The sequence below is a fragment of the Pseudomonas antarctica genome (genome assembly GCF_001647715.1).
GTDB classification, from domain to species: Bacteria; Pseudomonadota; Gammaproteobacteria; order Pseudomonadales; family Pseudomonadaceae; genus Aquipseudomonas; species Aquipseudomonas antarctica_A.
The window spans coordinates 3,848,766-3,873,340 of sequence record NZ_CP015600.1 but is presented as its reverse complement, the minus strand read 5'-3'; the positions used below and the strand labels follow the sequence as shown (position 1 = coordinate 3,873,340).

At 61.8% G+C, this 24,575-nt stretch carries 23 protein-coding genes; 11 read left to right on the top strand and 12 right to left on the bottom strand.

Annotated features, from left to right (window positions below; translation table 11 throughout):
- Nucleotides 1-4 precede the first annotated feature (4 nt).
- Genes A7J50_RS17340 through A7J50_RS17315 form a run of 6 tightly spaced genes read left to right on the top strand, consistent with a single transcriptional unit; the run spans nt 5 to nt 4,248 of the window.
- Entirely contained in the window at nt 5-451 is a 447-nt protein-coding gene (locus tag A7J50_RS17340) for a hypothetical protein (RefSeq protein WP_064452917.1), read from the top strand.
- A complete protein-coding gene (sctQ, locus tag A7J50_RS17335; protein ID WP_064452916.1) occupies nt 448-1,449 on the top strand; it encodes a type III secretion system cytoplasmic ring protein SctQ in 1,002 nt (333 codons plus the stop codon). Before A7J50_RS17340 ends, sctQ begins: the two co-directional genes overlap by 4 nt.
- Nucleotides 1,446-2,099 carry a type III secretion system export apparatus subunit SctR gene (gene sctR, locus A7J50_RS17330; protein ID WP_017137580.1) on the top strand — a complete coding sequence of 218 codons (654 nt, stop codon included), beginning with the start codon at nt 1,446-1,448 and terminating at the stop codon, nt 2,097-2,099. The genes sctQ and sctR overlap by 4 nt, the downstream gene beginning before the upstream one ends.
- A 10-nt stretch (nt 2,100-2,109) precedes the next feature.
- A complete protein-coding gene (gene sctS, locus A7J50_RS17325) occupies nt 2,110-2,379 on the top strand; it encodes a type III secretion system export apparatus subunit SctS (protein ID WP_003208314.1) in 270 nt (89 codons plus the stop codon).
- 6 nt (nt 2,380-2,385) lie between these two features.
- Nucleotides 2,386-3,198, top strand: a complete 813-nt coding sequence (sctT, locus tag A7J50_RS17320) for a type III secretion system export apparatus subunit SctT (protein WP_064452915.1) — start codon at nt 2,386-2,388, stop codon at nt 3,196-3,198.
- 3 nt (nt 3,199-3,201) lie between these two features.
- Nucleotides 3,202-4,248, top strand: coding sequence for an EscU/YscU/HrcU family type III secretion system export apparatus switch protein (locus tag A7J50_RS17315; RefSeq protein ID WP_064452914.1), 1,047 nt, complete (start codon nt 3,202-3,204; stop codon nt 4,246-4,248).
- Between the two features lie 82 nt (nt 4,249-4,330).
- Here A7J50_RS17315 and A7J50_RS17310 read toward each other — a convergent pair whose 3' ends face one another.
- Nucleotides 4,331-7,147, bottom strand: a complete 2,817-nt coding sequence (locus tag A7J50_RS17310) for an ATP-binding protein (protein WP_064454960.1) — start codon at nt 7,145-7,147, stop codon at nt 4,331-4,333.
- Nucleotides 7,148-7,682: 535 nt separating this feature from the next.
- Between A7J50_RS17310 and A7J50_RS17305 the strand changes: the two genes are divergently transcribed.
- Nucleotides 7,683-9,047, top strand: a complete 1,365-nt coding sequence (locus tag A7J50_RS17305; protein WP_064452913.1) for an MFS transporter — start codon at nt 7,683-7,685, stop codon at nt 9,045-9,047.
- A 70-nt stretch (nt 9,048-9,117) separates the two neighbouring features.
- Entirely contained in the window at nt 9,118-10,245 is a 1,128-nt protein-coding gene (locus A7J50_RS17300; protein ID WP_064452912.1) for an MFS transporter, read from the top strand.
- A 15-nt stretch (nt 10,246-10,260) separates the two neighbouring features.
- Here A7J50_RS17300 and A7J50_RS17295 read toward each other — a convergent pair whose 3' ends face one another.
- Nucleotides 10,261-10,782 carry a DUF3087 domain-containing protein gene (locus A7J50_RS17295; RefSeq protein WP_064452911.1) on the bottom strand — a complete coding sequence of 174 codons (522 nt, stop codon included), beginning with the start codon at nt 10,780-10,782 and terminating at the stop codon, nt 10,261-10,263.
- Between the two features lie 126 nt (nt 10,783-10,908).
- Here A7J50_RS17295 and A7J50_RS31670 point away from each other — a divergent pair, with 126 nt between their 5' ends.
- Together A7J50_RS31670 and A7J50_RS17290 are read left to right on the top strand one after the other, a co-directional pair.
- Nucleotides 10,909-11,085, top strand: coding sequence for a hypothetical protein (locus tag A7J50_RS31670; protein ID WP_167353705.1), 177 nt, complete (start codon nt 10,909-10,911; stop codon nt 11,083-11,085).
- Nucleotides 11,086-11,099: 14 nt separating this feature from the next.
- Nucleotides 11,100-11,300 carry a DUF6021 family protein gene (locus tag A7J50_RS17290; RefSeq protein ID WP_064452910.1) on the top strand — a complete coding sequence of 67 codons (201 nt, stop codon included), beginning with the start codon at nt 11,100-11,102 and terminating at the stop codon, nt 11,298-11,300.
- A gap of 43 nt (nt 11,301-11,343) precedes the next feature.
- Here the strand turns inward: A7J50_RS17290 and A7J50_RS17285 are convergent, their stop codons facing one another.
- Nucleotides 11,344-11,580 (bottom strand): DUF6555 family protein, encoded by a 237-nt coding sequence (locus A7J50_RS17285; RefSeq protein WP_064452909.1) that lies wholly within the window; start codon nt 11,578-11,580, stop codon nt 11,344-11,346.
- A gap of 120 nt (nt 11,581-11,700) precedes the next feature.
- Between A7J50_RS17285 and A7J50_RS17280 the strand changes: the two genes are divergently transcribed.
- Nucleotides 11,701-12,534, top strand: a complete 834-nt coding sequence (locus tag A7J50_RS17280; RefSeq protein ID WP_064452908.1) for an arylamine N-acetyltransferase family protein — start codon at nt 11,701-11,703, stop codon at nt 12,532-12,534.
- Nucleotides 12,535-12,640: 106 nt separating this feature from the next.
- On the opposite strand, the gene A7J50_RS17275 is transcribed toward A7J50_RS17280, so the two are convergent.
- The 9 genes from A7J50_RS17275 to nuoG all read right to left on the bottom strand — a co-directional run bounded on the left by A7J50_RS17275 (nt 12,641) and on the right by nuoG (nt 24,478).
- On the bottom strand, nt 12,641-14,236 hold the full coding sequence (locus tag A7J50_RS17275; protein WP_064452907.1) for a gamma-glutamyltransferase family protein: 1,596 nt from the start codon (nt 14,234-14,236) through the stop codon (nt 12,641-12,643).
- A 245-nt stretch (nt 14,237-14,481) separates the two neighbouring features.
- On the bottom strand, nt 14,482-15,945 hold the full coding sequence (gene nuoN / locus A7J50_RS17270) for an NADH-quinone oxidoreductase subunit NuoN (protein WP_053256846.1): 1,464 nt from the start codon (nt 15,943-15,945) through the stop codon (nt 14,482-14,484).
- A 7-nt stretch (nt 15,946-15,952) separates the two neighbouring features.
- Complete coding sequence (nuoM, locus tag A7J50_RS17265) at nt 15,953-17,485, bottom strand: NADH-quinone oxidoreductase subunit M (RefSeq protein ID WP_064452906.1); 1,533 nt, start codon at nt 17,483-17,485, stop codon at nt 15,953-15,955.
- A gap of 40 nt (nt 17,486-17,525) precedes the next feature.
- A complete protein-coding gene (nuoL, locus tag A7J50_RS17260) occupies nt 17,526-19,379 on the bottom strand; it encodes an NADH-quinone oxidoreductase subunit L (RefSeq protein WP_064452905.1) in 1,854 nt (617 codons plus the stop codon).
- Nucleotides 19,376-19,684 carry an NADH-quinone oxidoreductase subunit NuoK gene (gene nuoK, locus A7J50_RS17255; RefSeq protein WP_003174727.1) on the bottom strand — a complete coding sequence of 103 codons (309 nt, stop codon included), beginning with the start codon at nt 19,682-19,684 and terminating at the stop codon, nt 19,376-19,378. The genes nuoL and nuoK overlap by 4 nt, the downstream gene beginning before the upstream one ends.
- Nucleotides 19,685-19,686: 2 nt before the next feature.
- Nucleotides 19,687-20,190, bottom strand: a complete 504-nt coding sequence (nuoJ, locus tag A7J50_RS17250; protein ID WP_003174726.1) for an NADH-quinone oxidoreductase subunit J — start codon at nt 20,188-20,190, stop codon at nt 19,687-19,689.
- A 9-nt stretch (nt 20,191-20,199) separates the two neighbouring features.
- Nucleotides 20,200-20,748, bottom strand: a complete 549-nt coding sequence (nuoI, locus tag A7J50_RS17245) for an NADH-quinone oxidoreductase subunit NuoI (protein ID WP_003174725.1) — start codon at nt 20,746-20,748, stop codon at nt 20,200-20,202.
- A gap of 11 nt (nt 20,749-20,759) precedes the next feature.
- Nucleotides 20,760-21,767, bottom strand: coding sequence for an NADH-quinone oxidoreductase subunit NuoH (gene nuoH, locus A7J50_RS17240; protein WP_053256843.1), 1,008 nt, complete (start codon nt 21,765-21,767; stop codon nt 20,760-20,762).
- Nucleotides 21,764-24,478, bottom strand: coding sequence for an NADH-quinone oxidoreductase subunit NuoG (nuoG, locus tag A7J50_RS17235; RefSeq protein WP_064452904.1), 2,715 nt, complete (start codon nt 24,476-24,478; stop codon nt 21,764-21,766). The genes nuoH and nuoG overlap by 4 nt, the downstream gene beginning before the upstream one ends.
- Nucleotides 24,479-24,575 lie beyond the last annotated feature (97 nt).

Below are 24,575 nucleotides of genomic sequence, written 5' to 3'. Positions count from 1 at the left end.
CCCCATGAAAACCGACCAACTGCGCACCCTGCAAACCTTGCGGGTACTGCGTGAACAACGGGCCGCCAGCCAGTTGGCTGCCCAGCAGCAGCGCTGCGAGCACACCCATGGCGTATTGACCGACGCCAAGGAGCAATTGCGCCGGCACCGTGAAGCCATCGCCGAGGAAGCCCGCCAGGTGTATGCGTCCCTCACCGAAGGCTTGTCGGTGGCCAGTTGGCAGGCGGCCCAGGATCGTTTGCGCGGTCTGTCGGATGACCAGCAGCAGCTGGAAAACGACGTGACCCACGTGTCCACTACCTTGCAAAGCCAGGAGCGCGAGCGTGACCTGTTTCGCCAGGAACGCCTGAGCCGCCAGCGCCAATCCGATGCCTGGCAAAGCCTGCTCGACGGCCGTGAAAGCGATGAACGCCGTATCGGCGAGCTGCGTGACGAAGGCGTTGGCACATGATTGCAGCCCTTGCCGTTCCATTGACGCCGTGGCTGACGCACTACGACCCGGCCTTGCTCGCACTGCATAACCAACTGCACCGGCGCCGTCGGGCCTGGCAGGGCCGATGCGCCGGGCAAGACCTGCGGGTGAGCTGGGCCGCAGCCGCAGCCACTTTCAATAGCCCGTGCGAGGTGCCGCTCTTGCTCGGCCGCGCCCCGGTGCGCCTGCGCCTCTCGGCCGCTGCATTGGAGCAGGTGCTGGTGCCGCTGGCGCTGCAGTTCGATGTGCAGTTGCTGCCCTCGTTGCCGCGCGCGTTGTTACTGGAATTGGCGGTACTCGACTTGATCGAGCGCCTCGAGCCGCTGTTGGGTCATTCGGTGCAGCTGCTGGAGGCCACCGACGTGCCGCGAGATTACGCCGTGCACCTTTCGCTTGAGCTGACCTTTGGCAATCAGCCGGCCATGAGCGCGCACCTCGATCTGAGCGAAGGCGCCGCCGTGCTCATCGCACAGTTGCTCGACCACTATGGCCAGCTTGAACCGGACCCGTTGCCCGCCCTGCGCCAGACCCTGGCGCTGGTCGCCGGGCGGCAGTCGCTGACCCTGGGTGAACTGCGCAGTTTGCGCCCCGGCGATGTGTTGATGCTTGAACAAGGCTCGGGCTTGTTGCTCGACCTGGACGGGCGCCTGCAGGCCCGCTGCCAATACCAGGGTGAAGCCTTGCGTGTGCAGGAAGAATTGAAAGCCCCCTTTTTGGACATGGAGAACACGATGACTGAGGTTGATGCTGCTGTGGCCCTGGATGACCTTCCGCTCAAGCTGGTGTGCCAGGTCGGCAGCCTGGAACTGACCCTGGCGCAATTGCGTGAGCTGGGGGCGGGCAGCCTGTTGCAGCTCAATACGCCCGACGTCGACAGCGTCGACCTGATGGTTAACGGGCGCCGCGTCGGCCAGGGGCAACTGGTGAAAATCGGTGACGGCCTGGGTGTGCGGCTGCTGAGTTTTGCCACTCCATGACCGGTTATCAGCCGAATCTGATCGAGATTATCCTGGTCGTTGCGACGATCGGGTTGATCCCGTTGGCGGTGGTGACGCTCACCGGTTTCATGAAGATCTCGGTGGTGTTGTTCCTGATCCGCAACGCCCTCGGGGTACAGCAGACCCCGCCAAACCTGGTGTTGTACGGCATCGCGCTGATTCTGTCGGTGTACGTGACCACGCCCTTGATCGGCGATATGTACCGGCAGGTGGAGGGGCGCGATCTCAACATCGAACATGTGGAGCAACTCAAGGACTTGGGCGATGCGCTGCGCCCGCCGTTGCAGGCGCACCTGAAGCGCTTCGCGAATGAGTCCGAGCGTGGCTTTTTTGTGCAGGCCACGGAAACCATCTGGTCGCCCGAGGCCCGTGCCGACCTGCGCGATGACGACCTGGTGGTGCTGATCCCGGCGTTTGTCAGTTCGGAACTCACGCGCGCCTTCGAGATCGGTTTTTTGCTGTACATCCCGTTTTTGGTGGTCGACTTGCTGGTGTCCAACGTGCTGATGGCCATGGGCATGTCGATGGTCTCGCCGAATTTGATTTCGATCCCGTTGAAGATTTTTTTATTCGTGTCGCTGAGTGGCTGGTCGCGCTTGATGCACGGTTTGATTTTGAGCTACGGCTGAGGCACGACCCATGGGCCAGGATGTTTTCCTGTCATTGATGAAACAGGCGCTGATGACCGTGCTGATGCTCTCGGCACCGGCGCTGGGGGTGGCGATTATCGTGGGGTTGAGCGTGGGGCTGTTCCAGGCGCTGACGCAGATCCAGGACCAGACACTGCCGCAGGTGGTGAAGCTGGTGGCGGTCCTTTTGACCATCGTGTTCCTCGGCCCGGTCCTGGCCGGGCAAGTCGCGGAGTTGGGGAGCCAGGTGCTCGACAACTTCCCGCTGTGGACGCGCTGACCGCTCATGGATGCCAGCCTTACCGCGCAGTTCCTGGAAGTCGCCTACCCGGTGATCAGCGCCGCCTCGCTCGCCGCCTGCCGGGCCATGGGCGTGGTGGTGATCACCCCGGCATTCAATCGCCTGGGCCTCACCGGGATGATTCGTGGCTGTGTGGCCGTGGCCATTTCCATCCCGATGTTCTTCCCGGTGTTCGAAGCACTGACCGCCATGCCCGAACATGGCAGCGTGTTCATCGCCGGGTTGCTGATCAAGGAGTTTTTGATCGGCATTCTGATCGGCCTGTTGTTCGGCATTCCGTTCTGGGCGGCAGAGGTGGCGGGGGAGTTGATCGACCTGCAGCGCGGCTCGACCATGGCGCAATTGGTGGACCCGCTTTCAACCGGGGAATCGAGTGTGATGTCGACCTTGTTGACGGTGATGCTGATCACGCTGTTTTTCATGTCCGGCGGTTTTATCCTGATGGTCGACGGTTATTACCACAGCTATCAGTTGTGGCCGGTGACGGCGTTTACCCCGGTATTTGCCAGCTCGGCGCTGCTGGCGGTGCTGTCGATCCTCGACCAGATCATGCGCGTCGGCGTGCTGATGGTTTCCCCGTTGCTGATCTCGCTGCTGATTACCGACTTGATGCTCGCCTACCTGTCGCGGATGGCGCCGAACCTGCACATTTTCGATTTGTCGCTGCCGGTGAAGAACCTGTTTTTCTCGATCCTGATGGTGATCTATATCGGCTTCCTGATCCCCTTGATGCTCGACCAGTTGGCGGAGTTTCGCGGCACCGTTGAACTGCTCAAAACCCTGGCAGGCATGGAGTAGCCCATGGCCGATACCAGCGAAGAGAAATCCCAGCCGGCCACGGACAAAAAGCTCAACGACGCCCGCAAGAAAGGCCAGGTCGCCAAGAGCCAGGACCTGGTGTCGGGCATGGTCATTCTGTTCTGCACCTTGTGCATCTCCATCCTCGCGCCCCGGGCCATGGCGCAGGTCACGGCGCTGATTGACCTGACCGCGCGCATTTATATCGAACCGTTCGCCACCGTGTGGCCCCGGGTGCTCGACCATGCCGAACAATTGATCATCGGGATCACGCTGCCGGTGATGGCGGTGACCACCGGCGTAGTGATCCTGACCAACCTCATCACCATGCGCGGCTTTGTGTTCTCGGTGGACCCGATCAAGCCCGAGTTCAAGCGCATCAACCCGGCGGAGGGCATGAAGAAGATCTTCGCCCTGCGCAACCTGGTGGAGTTCATCAAGGGGCTGGTCAAGGTGCATGTATTGGCGATCGCGTTTTACGTGGTCGGCAAGCACGCGTTGCAGGCGCTGATGGAGTCGTCACGCTGTGGTGCCGAGTGCATGGAATCGACGTTTTTCCTGGTGCTCAAACCGCTGGTGTTCACGGTGCTGTGCGCGTTTCTCACGGTGGGCGCCGTGGACGTGCTGATGCAGCGCTGGTTGTTCGGGCGCGACATGAAGATGACCCGCAGCGAAACCAAGCGCGAGCGTAAAGACATCGACGGCGACCCGCTGATCAAGAGCGAACGGCGCCGCCAGCGCAATGAGATGCAGGCGCTGGCCACCAAGCTGGGCCTGGGCCGGGCGTCGATGATGATTGGCACCACCGATGGTTGGGTGATTGGCGTGCGCTATGTACGCGGGGAAACGCCGGTGCCGGTGATTGTGTGTCGCGCATCACCGGAAGAGGCCTTGTTGATGTTGCAGGAAGCGTACGATCTGGGGATTCCCCATGCGCCGGACAAATCCCTGGCGGCGGCTATCGCCAAAAAAACCGTGCCCGGCGACCCCGTGCCGGATGCGTCGTTCCAGGCCGTGGCCGATTGGCTTGTGGCTGCGCGCCTGATCTGACCCAACCTAAATCAACCTGTGGAAGGGCTGTTGTGGTGAGCGGGCTTGCCCCGCTCACCACAGTTAGTCCAAGTTCAGATACCTAGCGGTGCTGGAAGCGGGGCAGCGAGGCCACGCGCAATTTGGGCTCCTGCAGGCGTGCCAGGTCGGTTGCAATCTGCGCGCGCCAGAAGTGCGCGCCCGCCAACTGTGCATCCACCCAGGCCTGGCGCAGCATGACCTTGGCCTTGTCCTCTGAACCGTAGTCGCCCTGGCGGAGGATCAGTTGCGCCTTGATCCGCAGCATCTGCGGCACAAACCAACGCTCATGGCGGCCGACAGCCAATTGCAGGGTGTCTTCCAGCACTTCCAGGGCGAGTTTCTCCAGGCCCAGCCGCGCCAGGCCCAGGGCGTATTCACATCGCAGCAGGCTGTAGAGCTGGGTGTCGCCCTGGCCTTGCAAATGGTGCAGTGCCTCGCCCAGTTGCGGCACGCCTTCTTCCGGCGAGCCTTGGCGGATCAGCAGGATGCTTTCGAAGCACCGTCGAAATTGCCGCCAGATATGCAGGTCCTGGCGGGTGGTGCTGTCTTGCAGCAGGCCAAGGTAGTAGTGCATTTTTGGCAGGTTGGAGGTGAGCAGTGCCAGTGGAATTGCGCCCAGGCACAGGGTGTACCAAAGGGTTGCCGGGTGGTCGAGTGAGACCGCTTCGTCGACGCAGGCGCCGATCAGGCGCAGTGCCGGGTCGACATCGCCTTCCAGCAATTGCACCTTGGCCTTGAGGCAACGGGCGGCGATGCGCTGGTCAAAATGCACGTCGATGATGTGCGAGCGCGGCGCCGACGGTGAGCCGAGCGCTTCGTCGATATTCTGTCGCGCGCCCTGCAGATCGCCCATATGAAACAGCGCCACGGCGCGCATGCGTTTGCCGAGCAATTGCTGGTTGCCGCTGCTGTTCAAGGCAATATAACGCTCGGCCAGTTCCAGGGCTTCGGCATATTGGTTGCAACCACAGCGGTCGGTCCACAGGCCCCACAAGGCGCGCATTTTGTGTTCGGCATCGCCGAGGTCGCGGGCGTCTTCACAAACTTGGCGCCAGGCTTCGCGCATCTCCCCACCGGTGCCGTAAGTCAGCATCAGCACACTGGCCAGGGCAGTGTGCAGCAGCATGCGCTGGCGCAGCGGCAAGGGGGAGATGGCGTTGCTCGCCAGGCCTTTGGCGACCCAGGTGCGGCATTCGCTGACCAGCGACAGGCGCAGCCACAGCGGCACGCTGACCAGGGTCAGTTCGATCGCGAGGGGCAGGTCGCCGTTGGGTGAATAGGCCCAGTCCAGTGCCGAGCGGATGGTGCTGTTCTCGGGGCCGTAGAGGGCAACCCAGGTTTCCGGCGACAGGCCATCCAGGGTCTGCCCGGCTTCCTGCAACATGCCGAGGGCATACCGTGCGTGACGCAAGCTGGTGGCATTGACTTCGCCATGTTCGGCCAGTTTTTCCAGGGCATAGGCGCGGGTGGTTTCCAGCAGGCGATAGCGCTTGAGCAACTGCGCTTCACCGGTGATCAGCAATGACTTGTCCATCAGGCTTTCGAGCAACGGCAGGGCGTTGCGTGGGTCCAGGCTGCTGCTGGCCGTCATGGCCTTGACCGCATCCAGCGTGAAGGAGCCTGTAAATACGGCCAGTTGGCGCAACATCGCCTGCTCGTCGCCAGTGAGCATCGAGTAGGTCCAGTCCAGTGTGGCGCTGAGGGACCGGTGACGGGCGAGGGCGGTGCGCCGGCCGGTCATTTGCAGCCGAAAGCTGCCGTCGAGCAGGCCGACCAGATCCTGAATACCAAAGGTGCGTACCCGTGCGGCGGCGATCTCGATCGCCAGCGCATTGCTGTCGAGTTTGCGACAGATGGCGCTGACCGCCGACACATCGGCGTCGTTGAACTCAAAGTCGGGGTCGAGGGCGCGCACGCGTTCTACAAACAGGCGCACGCCGGACCAGGCCAAGGCTTCGCTGGCGGACAGGTTGGCCTGTTCGTCGGGCACTTGCAGCGGCGCCAGGTCGTGCACCCGTTCGCCCTCGGCGCGCAACGGTTCGCGGCTGGTGGTCAGCACGTAGCATTGCGGGGCACTGCGCAGCAAGGTTTCCACGGCGTCGGCGGTGGCCGGCAACACGTGTTCGCAGTTATCCAACACCAGCAGCAAGCGGCGTTCGGCCAGGGTTGCGGTGATGCTGTGCAGCGGGTCATCGCTGATCGTCTGGATGCCCAGGGCGCTGGCGAGCATGCCGGCCACCCATTGCCCGCTGGTGGCGGGCGCCAGGTCGACGAAGCAGGTGTCCAGCTTGAACGCACTGGCCAACTGGTGGGCCACCGCCATGGCGACGGTGGTCTTGCCGATGCCGCCGGGGCCGGTGAGGGTGACGAAACGCTGGCTGAGCACCTGGTCGGCAAGGCTGGCGATCAACGTGTCGCGGCCTATCACTTCGCAGGGCGGCCGCGGCAGCGTGGATTCCTCTGCCCGGGCATAGGGTACCGGCAGGGTTTCTTCACTGCAGGTTTGCACGGTAACTGGCGCCACAAAGCGATAGCCTCGGCCCGGCACGGTGACGATATAGCTGAAGTTGCCGTCGTCGCCCAGTGCCCGGCGCAGGGCGACGATCTGCGCGCGCAGGTTGCATTCCTCTACGACCACCTTGGGCCACGCGAAGGCGATCAGTTCGGCTTTTTCCAGTAATTCGCCGGCGCGGGTCACCAGCGCAATCAACAGGTACAGCGCGCGGCTACCCAGCGTCACGGGTTCGCCGTTGCGCAGCAACACGTGCTGCCTTGCCAGTAACAGAAAGGGGCCAAAGCCGAGGACACTCTCGGCGGGTGCCAGGGTCGGGTGGTCTGCGTCCGTACAGGACACTGCGTGGTTCTTGCTCGAGCTCATCAATTCGTCCTTTTTATAGTCGGGCTTGTGATTGGCGATCAGGCCATTCGCCCTCTTTGGGGTACAGATGTGCAGCAGCAGTCTTGGAAAGTTGATGTCGATCAAAAAGTCGGAAAGGCCGCCCTCCTTTGGGGCGTGGTCGTTGTTATGTGGGTGTCACGCGTCCTGTTTCAGAGGATGAGACTGTCTCAAACCTGAAACATTTTATTACCGGAAATAGGCATAAAGCAGAATGTATGCCAGTTGGCATGTAACAAAGATGACAACAACCGCATGAAATTTATGGTGATTTTTAGGGTCGTCGGCAACGTTGCGATGGCTTCGTTCGGAAACACGAATATTTCTAATTGTGTCGTTCGGGATGCCGACTAAAACGGTGTTGGTTTGGCGGTAATTGACCGGCATTGATTGTTGAGTTGAGGGTCAGTGAACACTCTCGTTGAACATGAAAATTCCGACAGCCAGGCAATTGGCCACTGAAAAAAATCCCCGCTGCCCGTAATCTAGGGGCCTTTGTCACCTGTGCGGATTGTTCATGTCCTCTGTTGCCGATGGGTTGCCCCTCAACAAACGCCTGCCCGCCGTGATCGCCATCTCCCTGGGGATCGGCATGGCGACCCTCGATACGGCCATCGTCAACACGGCGTTGCCGACCTTGGCCGAAGGTATCGGCACCGACTCGGCCTCAGTGATCTGGGTGGTCAACGCCTATCAGTTGGCGATTATTGCCACGGTGCTCCCGTTCGCGTCGTTGAGTGATGTGCTGGGACACCGCCGCGTGTATCTCGGCGGGTTGCTGCTGTTTATTGTCTCGTCGCTGTTTTGCGGGCTGGCCGGGTCGCTGTTGACCCTGACGGCCGCGCGGGTCGCGCAAGGGCTTGGCGCGGCGGCGGTCATGAGCGTGAACACGGCGTTGCTGCGGCATATCTACCCCTCAAAAATGCTCGGGCGCGGCTTGGGCTATAACTCGTTGGTCGTGGGGTTGGCGTTCACCCTCGGGCCCACTGCCGCGTCGGCGATTCTGTCGGTGGCGACCTGGCACTGGTTGTACCTGATCAACGTGCCATTGGGTTTGTTGGCGTTGGGCCTGGGTCTGCGTTCATTGCCGACGCTGCCCATGACCGGGCATGCATTCGACCGCCTCGCCGCGTTGCTGTGTGCCGGGTTGTTTGCCCTGTTGGTGCTCGGGCTGGGTACGGCAGTGCACGGTGCCCAAGGCGCGTTGACCCTCGGCCTGATCGCCGTGGCGCTGGTATGCGGCGCCTGGTTGTTGCGTCGGCAGGCTGGACACCCGGCGCCGATGCTGGCCCTGGACCTGTTCAAGCGGCCGGTGTTTGCGCTGTCTTCCCTCACGGCCATCTGTGCGTTCAGCGCCCAGGGCCTGGCGTTTGTGTCGTTACCGTTCCTGTTGCAGGCAGTCCTTGGCCATAGCCAGGTGGAAACCGGTTTTCTGATGACGCCCTGGCCCGCCGTGGTTGCGGTCATGGCATTGGTGGCGGGGCGGCTGGCGGATCGGGTGTCTTTGGGCGTGTTGTGCGGTATTGGCCTGTTGATGCTCAGCGTGGGCATGGCGGCGCTGGCGACTTTGGGTAATGAGGCGTCAGCCTTTGACATCGGCTGGCGCATGGCCCTGTGCGGCGCCGGTTTCGGCTTCTTCCAATCGCCCAACCTCAAGGCGTTGATGACCAGCGCACCGCTCGCGCGCAGCGGCGGGGCCAGTGGCATCGTGGCGATTTCACGCCTGTTGGGGCAAACGCTGGGTGCGTCGTTAGTGGCGTTTTGTTTCCATCTGTCACTGACCAGCGGCCCGAAATATGCGTTATGGCTGGGTTGCGTGTTTGCGCTGGTGGGCAGTGTGGCCAGCGGTCTGCGTTTGCTGCCCTATGGGAAAAAAGCGTAACAGGTCGTTGTAAAAGCAGCGTCGGCAACGCTAACGTGGCGGCCTGAATGTTTCGGGATATTTCAGATTTATGTCCAGCCTGGCCCAACGCACTGCTGATAGCACGTCCCGACGCGCCGCACTGACCCTTGCGTTATGCCTGCCCAGTGACGTGTTGCTGTACCTGCTGCTGCCCATGGAGTCCCAGGCCTTTGGCATCACGTTGGCCCAGGCCGGGGTGTTGCTGGCGGCCAACCGCCTGGTGCGGATTTTCGGCTACCGACATGTCTTGAATTTCTATGCGCGTAACGGCGATCGCCTGACCTGCATGATCGCCGCCGGCGCGGCGACGGTGTGCGCCTTGGGCAACTCGATGTTGTCGGGTTTTGCCGCATTGTTGGGGTTGCGGCTGATCTGGGGCCTGTGTTTCGCCGCGTTGAACCTGTCGACGCAAGTGTTGGCGACTTCGGAGCCTGCGGGCGCAGCGCGCAGGGCAGGTCGCTCACGGGCGGTGATTGCCCTGGGGCCGATGCTGGCGCTGCCGCTGGGCGGCTGGTTGACCTTATGGGCCGGGCCGCGTCCGATCTTCCTGATTCTCGCAGGCTGTTGCCTGGTGGGCGTGTGGGCGGCGCGCGGTTTGCCCACCAGCGGGCATGATTTGCACAGCACGGGGCGCCGCTTCAAGTGGCCGGACAGCGTAGCGACCTGGTCATTTATCGAAGGCGTGGCGCTGGACGGGCTGTTTATCTTTGGCCTGTCGATCCAGGCCCAGAAGATGCTCGGCGGCGACGCGGTGCTGATCGCCGGTGGCTTGATGGCCCTGCGCTATGCCTCGGAAATGCTCCTGAGCCCACTGGGTGGCCGGGCGGCGCAACGCTTTGGCGCCACCTCGATGCTGCTGCTGTTCTCGTTTTTGAGTGCCTTGGCCCTGACCGCGTTCGGCAGTTATTGGGTGATCGTCGGCGCGGCGGCAGTGCTGGTGTTACGCGCGTTGCAACTGCCGCTGGTCACCACCTTGGTGGCCGAGCGCAACCCGGGCTCGATGCGCGTTTCGGCCCTGGCGTCCAACGCGGTGTGGCGCGATGTCGGCGCTGGCCTCGGGCCGCTGATGGCGGGCCTGTTGCTGCCGGTGACGTCGGCGCCCTGGGTGTTTGGCCTGGCGGGTGCAGCGATTGCGGTGAGCGCGGTGTTCTGCTGGCGGGCAAAGGTCAGCGCTTGACTGAGGCGTGTGCGCTCAAGCGCTTTTAAAACGGTCCATCCATGCCGGGTCGAAGCGGGTTTGCTCGGTGTCGATCCCCAGCGCCTGCATCTTTGCCTTGTGTGCGTCGATTTCACCGACCAGTTGCGCCTGGGCGCTGGAATTGGCATCCAGCTCATGCATCTGTGTTAGCCCCAAGTGGTAGAACCGCAGCACCTTGATCGCCGTCGGATCGTTGGCTTGCACGCGTTCAGTGACCTTGTGCATCACATTGGTCACGCTCATCAGGCTGCGTTTGAGCCGCCAGCCATATACCGCGGGTGCGAGCCATGGCTGGGTCCAGAACGGGCCGCGGACCAGCGCGAGCGTGATCAATACCCCGGCAAACACGCCGCCGACATTGAAGCGAAAGTTATCACCGCCGGGTTCGCCGAACAGCATCACTGCCAGGCTCGACAACAGCATCGCCAGGGCGATGAACAGCACGGCCACGATAATCGTGCTGCGTCGCGTTTGTTGGCGGTAGGTAACAGGGTCGCAGGGTTTGAGCTCGAACATCCGGGTCAGGTCTCAAGAAGAAGCGGGGTGGCATCTTCGCATGCTTTGGGCAAACAAGTTGAACGATGGCGCCTGGCGCTTTCTCTAATTCCAGGTAGGCCACCAACCCCCGTGAGGTGAACCACCATGCCCGACTACAAACAACCACCACCTGGCACGCCCAACCCTGACCGCACACCCGGCGAGGAGGAGCGCGACAACGATGCGTTGCGCCCCAACGACCCGGCGGAGCGTCAGGACGATGATGAGGAGCAGGTTGAGCAAGACCTGGAAAACCTGCATGACAAAGCGCGCCCGCTTTAACTAAGGAGGTTGTCGTGACTAATCCCCCAAAAGGCCCGCGATCCGGCGAGCACGCCAGCGGCAAGGATGAACTGGGCTTCGACCCGGATTCCCCCGACGTGGCCGACCCTCAGGTTGACCCGATTGGCCCGGCTATCGCGCCCTTGGACAAGGGCAAGAAAGAACCGGCCGAAAAAAAGCCGCCCTACGATCCGTTGGGCGACTTGAAGAAGTAAAGCCAGCCCCGCTGTTGCGGGGCGGGTGCTTGCGTGGACGTATTTACTTGGGTGCAACCCAGATGACGTCGGTAATGCCGAACTTCTCCGCCCAGGGGCGGGTGGTTTTTTTCACCTGTTCGTGACCCACGCGCCCAATGCGGCTGACATGCGCGATGTCGGCGTCGACCGCCGCCCAATGCCAGGCCTCGGCGTTATTCATTACCTCGGCGCGCACTACAAAGGACTTCGGTTGACCGTGCAGCTGATACTGGATGGTGTAGATTTTTGCGGTACTCATGTTGCCTCCCTGTCTTGTTATAGATGGATAGGCAAGCGTTCAAAAAGGTTCACTCAAAATGACAAGTCGCACACTGTCGCGGCATAGTGACGGCTTCGCCCTGCGCTAAAGGATCGCGCCATGCCCCGTCTGACTCACAGCCAGCTCTATCTGCAACGCCTGGGCTATGACTCGCCGCCACCGCCCACACTGCAAACCTTGCAGGCGCTGCAATTGCGCCATGTGTGTACCTTCGCGTTCGAGAGCCTGTCGACGTTGCTGCGCTCCCCGGTGCCGATTGATTTGCCCAGCATCGAGCAAAAAGTGCTGCTGGAGGGGCGCGGCGGGTATTGCTTCGAGCTGAACCACCTGTTTCTGGCGCTGCTGCAGGACTTGGGCTTTGACGCGCGAGGCCTGACCGGCTGGGTCGTGATGGGCGGGCCGCCTGAGGCGCGCACCGGGCGTACCCATCGCCTGAGCCTGGTGACACTGGATGGCGTGCGTTACGTGACCGATGTGGGCTTTGGCGGCATGGTGCCGAGCAGCCCGTTGCAGTTGGACACTGAAGCGGTCCAGGCCACTGCTCATGAACCTTATCGCCTGACGTTCAACGGCGCCGACTACACCCTGTGGACCCAAGTGGGCGAGGAGTGGCGTGGTTTGTATGTGTTCGACCTGCAAGTGCAGGCGGACATGGACTACCTCATCGGCAACTGGTACGTGTCGACGCACCCGGCGTCAGTCTTTGTCGGGCAGTTGAAGGCCGCGCGCCTGGCACCGGGCAAACGGCATACGTTGAACAATTCCAACTATGCGCTTCACAGTCTCGACCAGCCGAGCGAGAAGCGCGCCATCGAGAGTGCCGAGGAGCTGATGACATTGCTGCATGAAACCTTCGGCATTCGCCTGCCGGCCCATCCGCAGCTGCGCGAGACGCTTGATGGCTTGGTGCTCGCAAACTCACAGGCGTCTTGAGATAGAACCTTCGCTGAACCGTTTTACCTCCAGGTCGATGCACACAACCCAGTGACCTGAGCGCTGTTTTTTGACAGCGCTCAGGTATGCACAGCAGTGAAGCGATCTAATACGCCGCAATCAATCCATCTTTGCGCGGATCGGTGCCCCCCACATAGCCATGCCGGGTGCGCTGGATGATCTGAGCGCCGCCAAATGCGAACACGCCGCTGGGGTCTTCGAAGTCGATGAGGTGGCCTTTGGCACGCAGGGCCTGCGCCAGCAGTTGATCGAACTCACGCTCCACGGATACCTGCAGGCCGGCTTCGATCCTCCAGCGGGGTGCATTGGCGGCGGCTTGCGGGTTCTGTTTGTAGCGCAGGATGCGCAGCATCATTTGCAAGTGCCCTTGTGCCTGCATCGGCCCACCCATCAAGCCAAACGCCATCAGCGGCGTGCCATCGGCATTCATGACGAAGCCAGGGATGATTGTGTGAAACGGCCGCTTGCCCGGTGCAACGGCATTCACATGGCCCGGCTCAAGGGTGAAGGCTGCGCCGCGGTTTTGCAGGCTGATACCGGTGCCTGGCACCACAACGCCCGAGCCGAACCCCATGTAGTTGGACTGTATGAACGACACCATCATGCCGTTTTCGTCTGCCGTCGATAAACACACCGTACCGCCCGCTTTGGGTGAGCCGTGGCCGGGGTTGGCGGCGTGTTCGCTGACTCGCGATGCACGTTCCGCCAAATAGGTCGGGTCGAGTAATTGCGCAGGCTTGACCTGCATATGCTCGCTGTCGGTGACGTAATGCTGGAGGTCGGCCAACGCCAATTTCATTGCCTCCAATACCGGGTGCAGCGTCTCGACGCTGTCCACCGGATGCTTGCCGACACCCAGCGCGTCGAGCAGGGTCAGCCCCGCCAAGGTGGCGATGCCTTGTCCGTTGGGCGGCAATTCATGCACCACTGCGCCGGCGTAAGGCACCGACAGGGTTTCAACCCATTCGACGCGGTGAGTCGCCAGATCCTCCAGGCTCATGACACTGCCATTGGCGCGGGCATGGGCAATGATGGCGTGGGCCAGTTCGCCACGGTAAAACGATTCGCCCTGGGTGTCGGCGATGCTCTTCAGGGTGTTTGCATGATCCTTGAGCCGGACTTTCTCACCAGCTGCAGGTACTTTGCCGCCGGGTAAAAAGCACTCGGCAAAACCCGGCTGGTCCTTCAGTTGCTCGGCACCCAGGCGCCACAATTCGCTGATGATGGGTGTGACCTGATAACCGTCCTGCGCATAGGCAATCGCCGGTTCGGCCAGGGTGGCAAAGGGCAATTTACCGTAGCGTTCGGACAACGCGACCCAGGCTGACACCGCACCCGGTACGGTCACCGAGCCCCAGCCGCGCTGCGGCATTGCGGCGTGGCCAGCGAAATGCTCGGGCGTCCAGCCTGCCGGCGAGCGGCCGGAGGCGTTCAGGCCCTGCAGCTGTTGCCCGTCCCAGACGATGGCGAACGCGTCGCTGCCAATGCCGCAACCGGTGGGTTCAACCACGGTCAGCACCATGGCGGCGGCGATGGCTGCGTCGATGGCATTGCCGCCTTTGCGCAGCATCTCCAGGCCCGCCTGAGCGGCCAGGGGCTGTGAACAAGCGACCATGTTGTTGCCCATCACAGGCGAGCGCGCGGACCCGTAGGGTTGGCTGTAATCCAGATCATCAAACATGCATGGCCCTCTTTCGGCAGTGGTCAGTTGTTGCGGTCCGGGGTGTCACGTCAACCGTCCCCCAGCAGGTTGAAACACAGGATAGTTGCTCACCGCTGGCCCGGCTGGCAGCAACGCAATCGGAGCGCTCTGCGAGCTGATTTGCGCTCGATCAGTGCCACCGGCTCGCTGACTCAATACGGTGTTGCAGAATGCAAAACGGCGCCCGAAGGCGCCGTTTTGTTGACTAACGTCCCGCTAGGCGATCAAACGCCCAGCACCGCGTGCTGCACCAGGGTGAGCAACGGTTGTGGGTACACACCCAGGAAGAACGCGAGCAGGGCGATTGCCAGCAGCATCACGCCACCGGCTTTCTGTTCCCAGTGCAGCTCGGCGTCCACACGGCGCAGGTTTGGCTCGATCAGGTACAGGGTGACCATCACGCGCAGGTAGTAGAACACGCCGATGGCGCTGCCCAGTACCAGGGAGGCAACCAACCACCACTCGTGCGCTTCAACGCCGGTAGCGACGATGTAGAACTTGCCGATAAAGCCCGCGGTCAGCGGGATGCCGGCCAGGGACAGCATCATCACGGTGAGTACGGCGGTCAGGTACGGACGGCGCCAGAACAGGCCGCGGTATTCGTACAGGGCGTCGGCGTCACGGCCTTTGTACGGCGAGGACATCAGCGTGATGACGCCGAATGCGCCGAGGCTGGTGATGACGTAGGTGACCAGGTACACGCCAATCGCTTCCACGGCCAGGCCTTTGCTCGCCACCAGGGCGATCAGCAGGTAGCCGAAGTGGGCGATGGAGGAGTAACCGAGCAGACGCTTGAGGTTGTTCTGGGTCAGGGCCAGCAGGTTACCGAACAGGATCGAGGCAATCGCGATCACGGTCAGCACGTTGCTCAGCACACCGGTGTTGGCGGCAGGGGAGATCTGGAACAGACGCACCATCACCGCAAACACTGCAACCTTCGACGCCGTGGCCAGGAACGCAGCCACTGGCGCCGGGGCGCCTTCGTACACGTCCGGGGTCCACAGGTGGAATGGCACCAGGGACAGCTTGAACGCCAGGCCGATCAACATCATGGCCAGGCCCAACTGGGCGATTGGCGCAGGCATGCTGGTAGTCGCCAGGGCGTGGCCGATACCGGTGAAGCTCAGGCTGCCGGCTTCTGCGTAGAGCAGGGCCATACCGAACAACAGGAACGCGGAACCGGCGGCCGACAGCACCATGTACTTGATGCCGGCTTCCAGGGAGCGCTTGTTGAAGAAGGCGTAGGCCACCAGGCCGTAAGTCGGGATCGACAGCAGTTCCAGGCCGATGAACAAGCCCGCCAGGTGCTGCGCGCTGACCAGCACGATGCCACCGGCCGCAGCCAGCAGGATCAGCAGGTACAGCTCTTCCTTGTTGCCCGGGTAGCCGGTGCCGCCTTCGCCGAGGTAGGCATGCGCGAGGGTCACGCAGGCCAGGGTAGCGACGAGGATCAACGCGATATACAGCAGCGCGAAGTCATCGATCATCATCAGCGGGGTCACGGCCAGTGGCGCGACTTTAAGGGCCGGGATGATCGACAGCAGGGCCAGGTTCAAACCGGCGCAGGACAGCAGGAACGTTTGCGAGTGATTGCGGCGCCAGGCGATCGCCAGCATCACCACCACAATGGTGAGGCTGGTGATCAGCAGCGGCGCAAGCGCGATAAAGTGTTGGATCGTGAATTCCATAGCGCTCTTACCGTGCCGAAGCGAGTTGAGTGAAGGCGGTGCTGAACCACTGCTGCACGCCATGCATCGTCGCGGCAGAAGTGTCCAGGAACGGTTGCGGGTATACGCCGATGTAGATCAGCAGCACCGCAAGGCCGAGCACCATGATCAGTTCGCGAGCATCCATCCCTTGCAGGACGGTGTCGGACTTGGCCGGGCCGAAATAGGCGCGGTGGATCATGATCAGCGAGTAAACCGAACCGAACACCAGGCCGGAAGTAGCAATGGCGCTGATCCACGGTGTGTGCACGAACGAACCCATCAGGATCAGGAACTCGCCGATGAAGTTGCCGGTGCCCGGCAAGCCCAGCGATGCGGCGGCGAAGAACAGGCTGATCGCCGGCAGGTAAGCGATACGCGACCACACGCCACCCATTTCACGCATGTCGCGGGTGTGCAGACGCTCGTACAACTGGCCACTGAGGATAAACAGCGCGGCGGCCGAAACACCGTGGGCCAACATCTGGATCACTGCGCCTTGCAACGCCAGCTGGCTGCCGGAGTAGATGCCGATCAGTACGAAACCCATGTGGGAAACGGACGAGAAGGCGATCAGACGCTTGATGTCGGTTTGGGCGAAGGCCAGGAACGCGCCGTAGAAGATCCCGATCAGACCCAGGGTCATGGCGATCGGCGCAAACTCGGCCGAGGCATTCGGGAACAGCGGCAGGGCGAAACGCAGCAGGCCGTAGGCCGCAGTTTTCAGCAGGATACCGGCCAGGTCCACAGAACCTGCGGTCGGCGCCTGGGCGTGAGCATCAGGCAGCCAGGAGTGGAACGGCACCACCGGCAGCTTCACCGCGAACGCGATGAAGAAGCCCAGCATCAGGATGTACTCGGTGGTCAGGGACATCTTGGTTTTCAACAGGTCGGCGTAGTTGAACGTGATCACGCCCGTGCTGTTGAAGTTGACCAGTACCAGACCCAGGATCGCCACCAACATGATCAGGCCGGAAGCCTGGGTGAAGATGAAGAACTTGGTCGCCGCGTAGATCCGGGTTTTCTTGCCATCCGAAGAACTGTGACCCCAGAGCGCGATGAGGAAGTACATCGGCACCAGCATCATTTCCCAGAAGAAGAAGAACATGAACAGGTCGAGGGCGAGGAACACGCCGACAACGCCGCCCAGGATCCACATCAGGTTCAGGTGGAAGAAGCCCACGTGACGCTGAATTTCTTTCCAGGAGCAGAGTACCGAGAGGATACCCAGCAGGCCGGTCAGCAGGATCATCAACAGCGACAGGCCGTCGAGGGCCAGGTGCACGTTGATGCCGAAGCGCTGGATCCACACGTGCTTGAACTCAAGCGCGAAGGTGGGATCGGCACCCGGTGCCGGAGCAAATGAATAGTCGCCATGGGCCCACAGCCAGAGGCCGAGCGCGAGTTCCAGGGACATGGTCAGCAACGCAATCCAGCGGGGGAGGGTGGCGCCGAAGCGTTCACCCATCCAGCAGAGCAGGCCGCCGATAAAGGGGATCAGGATTAGCCAGGGCAGAATCATGACGGGCTCGTTTCCTTTCGCAAGTTCGCAAAGTTCATAGTCATACCGCCACCACCACGATGGCGCCGATCACCAGCACGGCACCCACGGCCATGGAAGCTGCATACCAACGCAATTGGCCAGTCTCGCTGCGGCTCAGGGCGGTGTGACCGGCCTTGGCGGCACGCGGGATCAAACCGATGGTCTGGTCGAGCGGGTCTCTGCGCAGTACATGGCTGATCGCAAGGTAAGGCTTGACGAACAGTTTGTCGTAGATCCAGTCGAAGCCCCAGGCGGCGAACCACCAGGCCGAAAGGAAGCGGCCGATGCCACTGTTGGCGACGGCGGTGACGAAGCGACGCTTGCCGAGGAACAGCAGGGCCGCCAGCAGGATACCGGCGATGGCGATGGCGCCGGAGGCGATCTCCAGGCTGTGCTTGGCAGCGCCGCCGGCATGGCCAGCGCTTTCAGGCAATACACCGGCCAGTGGCGGGGTGATCATGGCGCCGATGAAGGTCGACAGGATGATCAGCACCGACAGTGGCAGCCAGTGGGAGATGCCGTGGCCTGCGTGTGCTTCGGTCTTGGCTTCACCGTGGAAGGTGATGAAGATCAGGCGGAAGGTGTACAGCGAGGTCATGAACGCACCCACCAGGCCTGCGTACAGCAGGTTCTGGTTACCGCTGGCAAAGGCTTCCCAGAGGATTTCGTCTTTGGAGTAGAAACCGGCGGTCACCAACGGCAGGGCGGCCAGCGCGGCACCCCCGACGATGAAGCTGGCGTAGGCCAACGGCAGTTTCTTCCACAGGCCGCCCATCTTGAAGATGTTCTGCTCGTGGTGGCAGGCAACGATGACTGCACCCGAAGCAAGGAACAGCAGGGCCTTGAAGAAGGCGTGGGTCATCAGGTGGAAGATCGCCGCGTCCCAGGCGCCGACGCCCAGGGCCAGGAACATGTAGCCGATCTGGCTCATGGTCGAGTAGGCGAGGATACGCTTGATGTCGGTCTGCACCAGCGCGGCGAAGCCGGCCAGTACCAGGGTCACGCCGCCAACCAGGCCCACCAAGTGCAGGATTTCCGGTGCCAGGGTGAACAGGCCGTGGGTACGGGCGATCAGGTAGACACCGGCGGTCACCATGGTGGCGGCGTGGATCAGTGCCGAAACCGGAGTCGGACCGGCCATCGCATCCGCCAGCCAGGTTTGCAGCGGCAACTGTGCGGATTTACCGACAGCGCCACCCAGCAGCATCAGGGTCGCCAGGGTGATCCAAAAGTCACCGACCTGGAACTTCTGCGGTGCCAGCACCAGCAGTTCCTGGATGTTCAACGTGCCCACCTGTTGGAACAGGATGAACAGGCCGATAGCCATGAACACGTCGCCGATGCGGGTGACGATAAAGGCCTTGAGTGCCGCGTTACCGTTGTTGCGGTTGCTGTAGTAGAAACCGATCAACAGGTACGAGCACAGGCCCACGCCTTCCCAGCCGAAGTACAGGAACAACAGGTTATCGCCCAGCACCAGGAACAGCATGCTGGCGATAAACAGGTTGGTGTAGGCGAAGAAGCGCGAGTAACCGGCTTCACCGCGCATGTACCAGGACGCGAACAGGTGGATCAGGAAGCCTACACCCACGACCACGCCAAGCATGGTGATCGACAGGCCGTCGACGTAGAGGGCGAAGTTGGGCTTGAAGCCCTCCACCGACATCCACTGCCACAGCACCAGGGTGTAGTGGCCGCCTTCCGGCGGCGCCACGTTGAACTGCCAGATGACGTAGGCGGCGACAATCGCCGACAGGCCGATGGAACCCACACCCACCAGGGCAGAAAGGTTTTCCGACCAGCGTCCACGGGAGAACGACAGCAGCAGGAAACCGATCAGGGGAAATACGAAAGTCAGAAAGATCATGTTCATCCGCGCATCTCACTGGCAGCGTCGATATCAAGCGTGTGGAAGCGACGATACAGTTGCAGCAGGATCGCCAGGCCAATACTGGCCTCGGCGGCTGCCAGGCTGATCACCAGGATGAACATGACTTGTCCATCCGGCTGGCCCCAACGTGCACCCGCAACGATGAACGCCAGTGCTGCGGCGTTCATCATGATTTCCAGGCTCATCAACACGAACAGAATGTTACGGCGGACCATCAGGCCGACCAGGCCAAGGCAGAACAGGATGCCGGCGACCGCCAGACCATGCTCCAAAGGGATAGCAGGCATCGTCATTGCTCCTTGGCTTCGTTGCGGCCCAAGTGGAAGGCGGTGATGGCTGCCGCGAGCAGCAGCATCGAAGCCAGTTCAACCACCAGCAGGTACGGGCCGAACAGGCTGATGCCCACGGCCTTCGCGTCTACGGTGGTGTGGCCGATGGCCTGGCCGCTCTGGTGAGCGAACAGCACATACAGCAGTTCACCCAGCAGCAGGGCTGCCAGGACAACCGGGCCAAGCCAGATGCCGGGTTTGAGCCAGACACGTTCCTGGGCGACCGAAGCCGGCCCCAGGTTGAGCATCATCACCACAAACACGAACAGCACCATGATGGCGCCAGCGTAGGCAATCACTTCCAGGACACCGGCGAACGGTGCGCCGAGGCTGAAGAAGGTCATGGCCACGGCGATCAGCGAAATGATCAGGTAGAGCAGGGCGTGCACGGGGTTGGTGTTGGTGATCACGCGAAGCGTGGACACCACTGCAATACCCGACGCGAAATAGAAAGCGAATTCCATCTTTCTTCCTTAAGGCAGCAAGCTCTTCACGTTGATCGGCTCGGCTTCGTTTTGTGCGGCGCCTTTCGGCTTACCGGCAACGGCCATACCTGCAACACGATAGAAGTTGTAATCAGGGTTTTTACCGGGACCAGAGATCAACAGATCTTCTTTCTCGTACACCAGGTCCTGACGTTTGAACTCGGCCATCTCGAAATCCGGTGTCAGCTGGATCGCGGTGGTCGGGCAAGCTTCCTCGCAGAGGCCGCAGAAAATGCAGCGCGAGAAGTTGATGCGGAAGAAGTCCGGGTACCAGCGACCGTCTTCGGTTTCAGCTTTCTGCAGGGAGATGCAACCCACCGGGCACGCCACGGCGCACAGGTTGCAGGCTACACAACGCTCTTCGCCATCGGGGTCGCGGGTCAGCACGATACGGCCGCGATAGCGCGGCGGCAGGTACACCGCTTCTTCCGGGTATTGCAGGGTGTCGCGTTTGCGGAAGCCGTGACCGAACACCATCACCAGGCTTCGCAACTGGGTACCAGTACCCTTAACGATGTCGCCAATATATTTGAACATGGGTCAAATCCTCACTGAACCGCGCCGGCTGGCGTGTTCAACAACACAACAGCAGCCGTCACCAGCAAATTGATCAGGGTCAGCGGCAGGCAGAATCTCCAGCTGAAATCCATCACCTGGTCATAGCGTGGGCGCGGGATAGAAGCGCGCAGCAGGATGAACAGCATGATGAAGAACGCCGTCTTCAAGAAAAACCAGAAGAACGCCAGTTGCGGCAGGATGTTGAACGGACCGTGCCAGCCGCCGAAGAACAGCGTGACCAGCAGGGCCGAGATCAAGATGATGCCGATGTATTCGCCAACGAAGAACATGCCCCATTTCATGCCGGCGTATTCAATATGGTAACCGTCGGCCAGTTCCTGTTCCGCTTCCGGCTGGTCGAACGGGTGACGGTGAGTCACGGCGACGCCAGCGATGAAGAAGGTGCAGAAGCCGAAGAACTGCGGAATGATGAACCACAGGTTCTGCGCCTGGTACTCGACGATGTCGCGCATGTTGAACGAGCCGACCTGCACCACGATGCCCATCAGCGCGAGGCCCATGAACACTTCGTAGGACACGGTCTGGGCCGAAGCCCGCAAGCTGCCCAGCAGGGCGAACTTGTTGTTACTCGACCAACCCGCGAACAGCACCGCGTAGACCGACAGACCGGCCATGGCGAAGAAGAACAGCAAGCCGATGTTCAGGTCCGCCACGCCCCAGGTCGGGGTGATCGGGATGACGGCGAAGGCAATCAGCAAGGCGCTCATGGCCACGACCGGTGCCAGGGTGAAGATCACCTTGTCGGCAAACGGCGGGGTCCAGTCTTCCTTGAAGAACATTTTCAGCATGTCGGCAGCGATTTGGAACATACCGAACGGGCCAACGCGGTTCGGACCGTAACGGTCCTGCCACCAGCCCAGCAGGCGACGTTCGACGAAGCTGAGCAGGGCGCCCGCGACGACCACGGCCAACAGGATCACGATGGCCTTGACGACCGAGATGATCACGTCGATCACTTCAGGGGTGAACCAGGTCATTGCGCTGCCTCCTGCAGACCGTCAACGGTTTGGCCAAAGATCGCAGGCGGGATACCGGCGAGGCCTTTCGGCAGTGCAACCAGGCCGGCACCCAACTCGTCGTTGATGCGCAGCGGCAGACGCAGGGTCTTGCCACCGACGTTCAAGTTGAGCAGGGCACCGTCGTTGACGCCCAGGCGGTCGGCTTCGGACTTGGCTACGGACACGTAGGCGGCCGGAATGCGCTCTTGTACCGGCGCGGCTTTGGAAGAGGTTTCTTCGCTGCCGAACAGGTGGAAGAACGGCACAACCTGCCAGGTGCCCTGGGCCGGGTTGAACGGGCGCGGTACGGCGGCGAACCAGTTCAGCGAATCACCGGTGCTTTCGATCAGGCGGGTGCCCGGGTCGCCAGCGCGGATATGACCACCGACTTCGTCCTGGAACTTGTTCCAGGCCTGCGGCGAGTTCCAGCCCGGCGACCAGGCAAATGGCACCTGTTGACGCGGCTCGACCGAACCCGAGTAACCTTCCATGGAGAAGGCGAACGCGGTGTCGTTGTCCTGCGGCGTACGCGGTTCGTGCACGCTGATATCAGCACGCATGGCGGTACGGCCGGAGTAACGCAGCGGTTCACGGGCCAGTTTCATGCCCTTGATGCGGAACGCGGCGGACGGTGCAGCGTCGACGATGCGCGCCAGTTGCGGGGCGCTTGCGGCAGCGGCTGCGGTAACGTGGTCGAGCTGGGTCCAGTCGAGCGGCTGGTTCAGCAGGGTCGAGCGCAGGGCATGCAGCCAGCGCCAGCCTTCGTGAACCAGGATGCTGGCGTCCATGTACTTCGGATCGAACACCTGGAAGAAGCGCTGGGCGCGGCCTTCCTGGCTGACCAGGGTACCGTCGCCTTCGGCGAAGGTGGCGGCTGGCAGCACCAGGTCGGCACGCTCGCTGGTCGCGGTCTTCTGGTGGTCGGCAACGATCAGCACTTTGGCGGCGTCCAGCGCGGCGTCGACCTTGGCCGAATCCGTGCGGGTGTACAGGTCGTTTTCCAGTACCACGATGGCGTCGGCTTTGCCGTCAGTGACGGCTTGCAGCGCGGCGTCCAGTGACTCGCCACCGAGCATGGCCAGGCCAAGGCTGTTGGCTTCCGGCACGACCAGGCTGATGGAACCGTTCTTGTCGCGCAGCTTCAGGGCTTTAGCGATGTTGGCAGCAGCTTCGATCAGCGCTTTGGAACCCAACGAGGTGCCAGCAATGATCAGCGGGCGCTTGGCCGCCAGCAGGGCGTCGGCGATGCGCTGGGCCAGTTCAACAGCTTCAGTGTCCAGGCCTTCGACGGCAGGTGCGCTGGCGTCCAGGGCGTGGGCCACGGCGAAACCGATGCGCGCCAGGTCGTCAGGCGCTGCGTGGACGCACTCTTCGGCGATGTCGTCGAGCTTGGTCTCAGCCAGGCTTGCGATAAACAGCGGGTTCAGCGCGTGCTGGCCGATGTTTTTCACCGCGGCGTCGAGCCAGGGCTGTACGCGCATAGCCTCGGCCATGTCTTCGGCTTTGCCTTTGACCGACTGGCGCAGGGACAATGCGATACGCGCGGCGGTCTGGGTCAGGTCTTCACCGAGGACAAAGATCGCGTCGTGGTCTTCGATGTCGCGCATGTTCGGCACCGGCAGCGGGCTGTCGTTCAGCACCTGCAGGACCAGGCGAATGCGCTCCAGCTCAGCGGCTTCGATACCGGAGTAGAAGTGCTCGGCGCCGACCAGTTCGCGCAACGCGAAGTTGCTTTCGAGGCTGGCGCGTGGCGAACCGATACCAACGATATTGCGGCCGCGCAACAGATCGGCGGCTTTATCCAGTGCTTCGTCGGTGCTCAGCTTGGCGCCATCGGCCAACAGCGGCTGGCGTGGGCGGTCTTCGCGGTTGACGTAGCCATAGCCGAAACGGCCACGGTCGCACAGGAAGTACTGGTTGACCGAACCGTTGAAGCGGTTTTCGATCCGACGCAATTCGCCGTAGCGCTCGCCCGGGGAAATATTGCAACCGCTGGAGCAGCCATGGCAGATGCTCGGCGCGAACTGCATGTCCCACTTACGGTTGTAGCGCTCGGAGTGCGTCTTGTCGGTGAACACACCGGTCGGGCAGACCTCGGTGAGGTTGCCGGAGAACTCGCTTTCGAGCACGCCGTCTTCAACGCGACCGAAGTACACGTTGTCGTGGGCGCCGAATACGCCCAGGTCGGTGCCGCCGGCGTAGTCTTTATAGAAACGCACGCAACGGTAGCAGGCGATGCAGCGGTTCATTTCGTGGGAAATGAACGGGCCGAGGTCCTGGTTCTGGTGGGTACGCTTGGTGAAGCGATAACGGCGCTCGTTGTGGCCGGTCATCACCGTCATGTCTTGCAGGTGGCAGTGACCGCCTTCCTCACAGACCGGGCAGTCGTGGGGGTGGTTGGTCATCAGCCATTCGACAACGCTGGCGCGGAACGCCTTGGATTCTTCATCTTCGATGGAGATCCAGGTGTTGTCGGTGGCGGGTGTCATGCAGGACATGACGATACGACCACGGGTGTCGTTCTCGTCGGTGTACTGCTTGACCGCACACTGGCGACAGGCACCGACGCTACCAAGGGCTGGGTGCCAGCAGAAATAAGGGATGTCGAGGCCTAGTGAGAGACATGCCTGTAACAGGTTGTCTGCCCCATCGACTTCGAGCGCTTTGCCGTCTACGTGGATAGTGGCCATGGTTCAAAGTTCTTCGTTGGCCCGTTGTCAGCGGGCGTGGCTAATGGAATCTTGTTATTCATGTGCATCTACACAGCCATAAAGGCGTCAGCACATG

Excerpts from the sequence above, each read along its gene's own strand:
- A7J50_RS17340 (WP_064452917.1), top strand. The coding sequence starts at position 5 with ATGAAAACCGACCAACTGCGCACCCTGCAAACCTTGCGGGTACTGCGT.
- sctQ (WP_064452916.1), top strand. The coding sequence starts at position 448 with ATGATTGCAGCCCTTGCCGTTCCATTGACGCCGTGGCTGACGCACTAC.
- sctR (WP_017137580.1), top strand. The coding sequence starts at position 1,446 with ATGACCGGTTATCAGCCGAATCTGATCGAGATTATCCTGGTCGTTGCG.
- sctS (WP_003208314.1), top strand. The coding sequence starts at position 2,110 with ATGGGCCAGGATGTTTTCCTGTCATTGATGAAACAGGCGCTGATGACC.
- sctT (WP_064452915.1), top strand. The coding sequence starts at position 2,386 with ATGGATGCCAGCCTTACCGCGCAGTTCCTGGAAGTCGCCTACCCGGTG.
- A7J50_RS17315 (WP_064452914.1), top strand. The coding sequence starts at position 3,202 with ATGGCCGATACCAGCGAAGAGAAATCCCAGCCGGCCACGGACAAAAAG.
- A7J50_RS17310 (WP_064454960.1), bottom strand. The coding sequence starts at position 7,147 with ATGAGCTCGAGCAAGAACCACGCAGTGTCCTGTACGGACGCAGACCAC.
- A7J50_RS17305 (WP_064452913.1), top strand. The coding sequence starts at position 7,683 with ATGTCCTCTGTTGCCGATGGGTTGCCCCTCAACAAACGCCTGCCCGCC.
- A7J50_RS17300 (WP_064452912.1), top strand. The coding sequence starts at position 9,118 with ATGTCCAGCCTGGCCCAACGCACTGCTGATAGCACGTCCCGACGCGCC.
- A7J50_RS17295 (WP_064452911.1), bottom strand. The coding sequence starts at position 10,782 with ATGTTCGAGCTCAAACCCTGCGACCCTGTTACCTACCGCCAACAAACG.
- A7J50_RS31670 (WP_167353705.1), top strand. The coding sequence starts at position 10,909 with ATGCCCGACTACAAACAACCACCACCTGGCACGCCCAACCCTGACCGC.
- A7J50_RS17285 (WP_064452909.1), bottom strand. The coding sequence starts at position 11,580 with ATGAGTACCGCAAAAATCTACACCATCCAGTATCAGCTGCACGGTCAA.
- A7J50_RS17280 (WP_064452908.1), top strand. The coding sequence starts at position 11,701 with ATGCCCCGTCTGACTCACAGCCAGCTCTATCTGCAACGCCTGGGCTAT.
- A7J50_RS17275 (WP_064452907.1), bottom strand. The coding sequence starts at position 14,236 with ATGTTTGATGATCTGGATTACAGCCAACCCTACGGGTCCGCGCGCTCG.
- nuoN (WP_053256846.1), bottom strand. The coding sequence starts at position 15,945 with ATGGAATTCACGATCCAACACTTTATCGCGCTTGCGCCGCTGCTGATC.
- nuoM (WP_064452906.1), bottom strand. The coding sequence starts at position 17,485 with ATGATTCTGCCCTGGCTAATCCTGATCCCCTTTATCGGCGGCCTGCTC.
- nuoL (WP_064452905.1), bottom strand. The coding sequence starts at position 19,379 with ATGAACATGATCTTTCTGACTTTCGTATTTCCCCTGATCGGTTTCCTG.
- nuoK (WP_003174727.1), bottom strand. The coding sequence starts at position 19,684 with ATGCCTGCTATCCCTTTGGAGCATGGTCTGGCGGTCGCCGGCATCCTG.
- nuoJ (WP_003174726.1), bottom strand. The coding sequence starts at position 20,190 with ATGGAATTCGCTTTCTATTTCGCGTCGGGTATTGCAGTGGTGTCCACG.
- nuoI (WP_003174725.1), bottom strand. The coding sequence starts at position 20,748 with ATGTTCAAATATATTGGCGACATCGTTAAGGGTACTGGTACCCAGTTG.
- nuoH (WP_053256843.1), bottom strand. The coding sequence starts at position 21,767 with ATGACCTGGTTCACCCCTGAAGTGATCGACGTGATCATCTCGGTCGTC.
- nuoG (WP_064452904.1), bottom strand. The coding sequence starts at position 24,478 with ATGGCCACTATCCACGTAGACGGCAAAGCGCTCGAAGTCGATGGGGCA.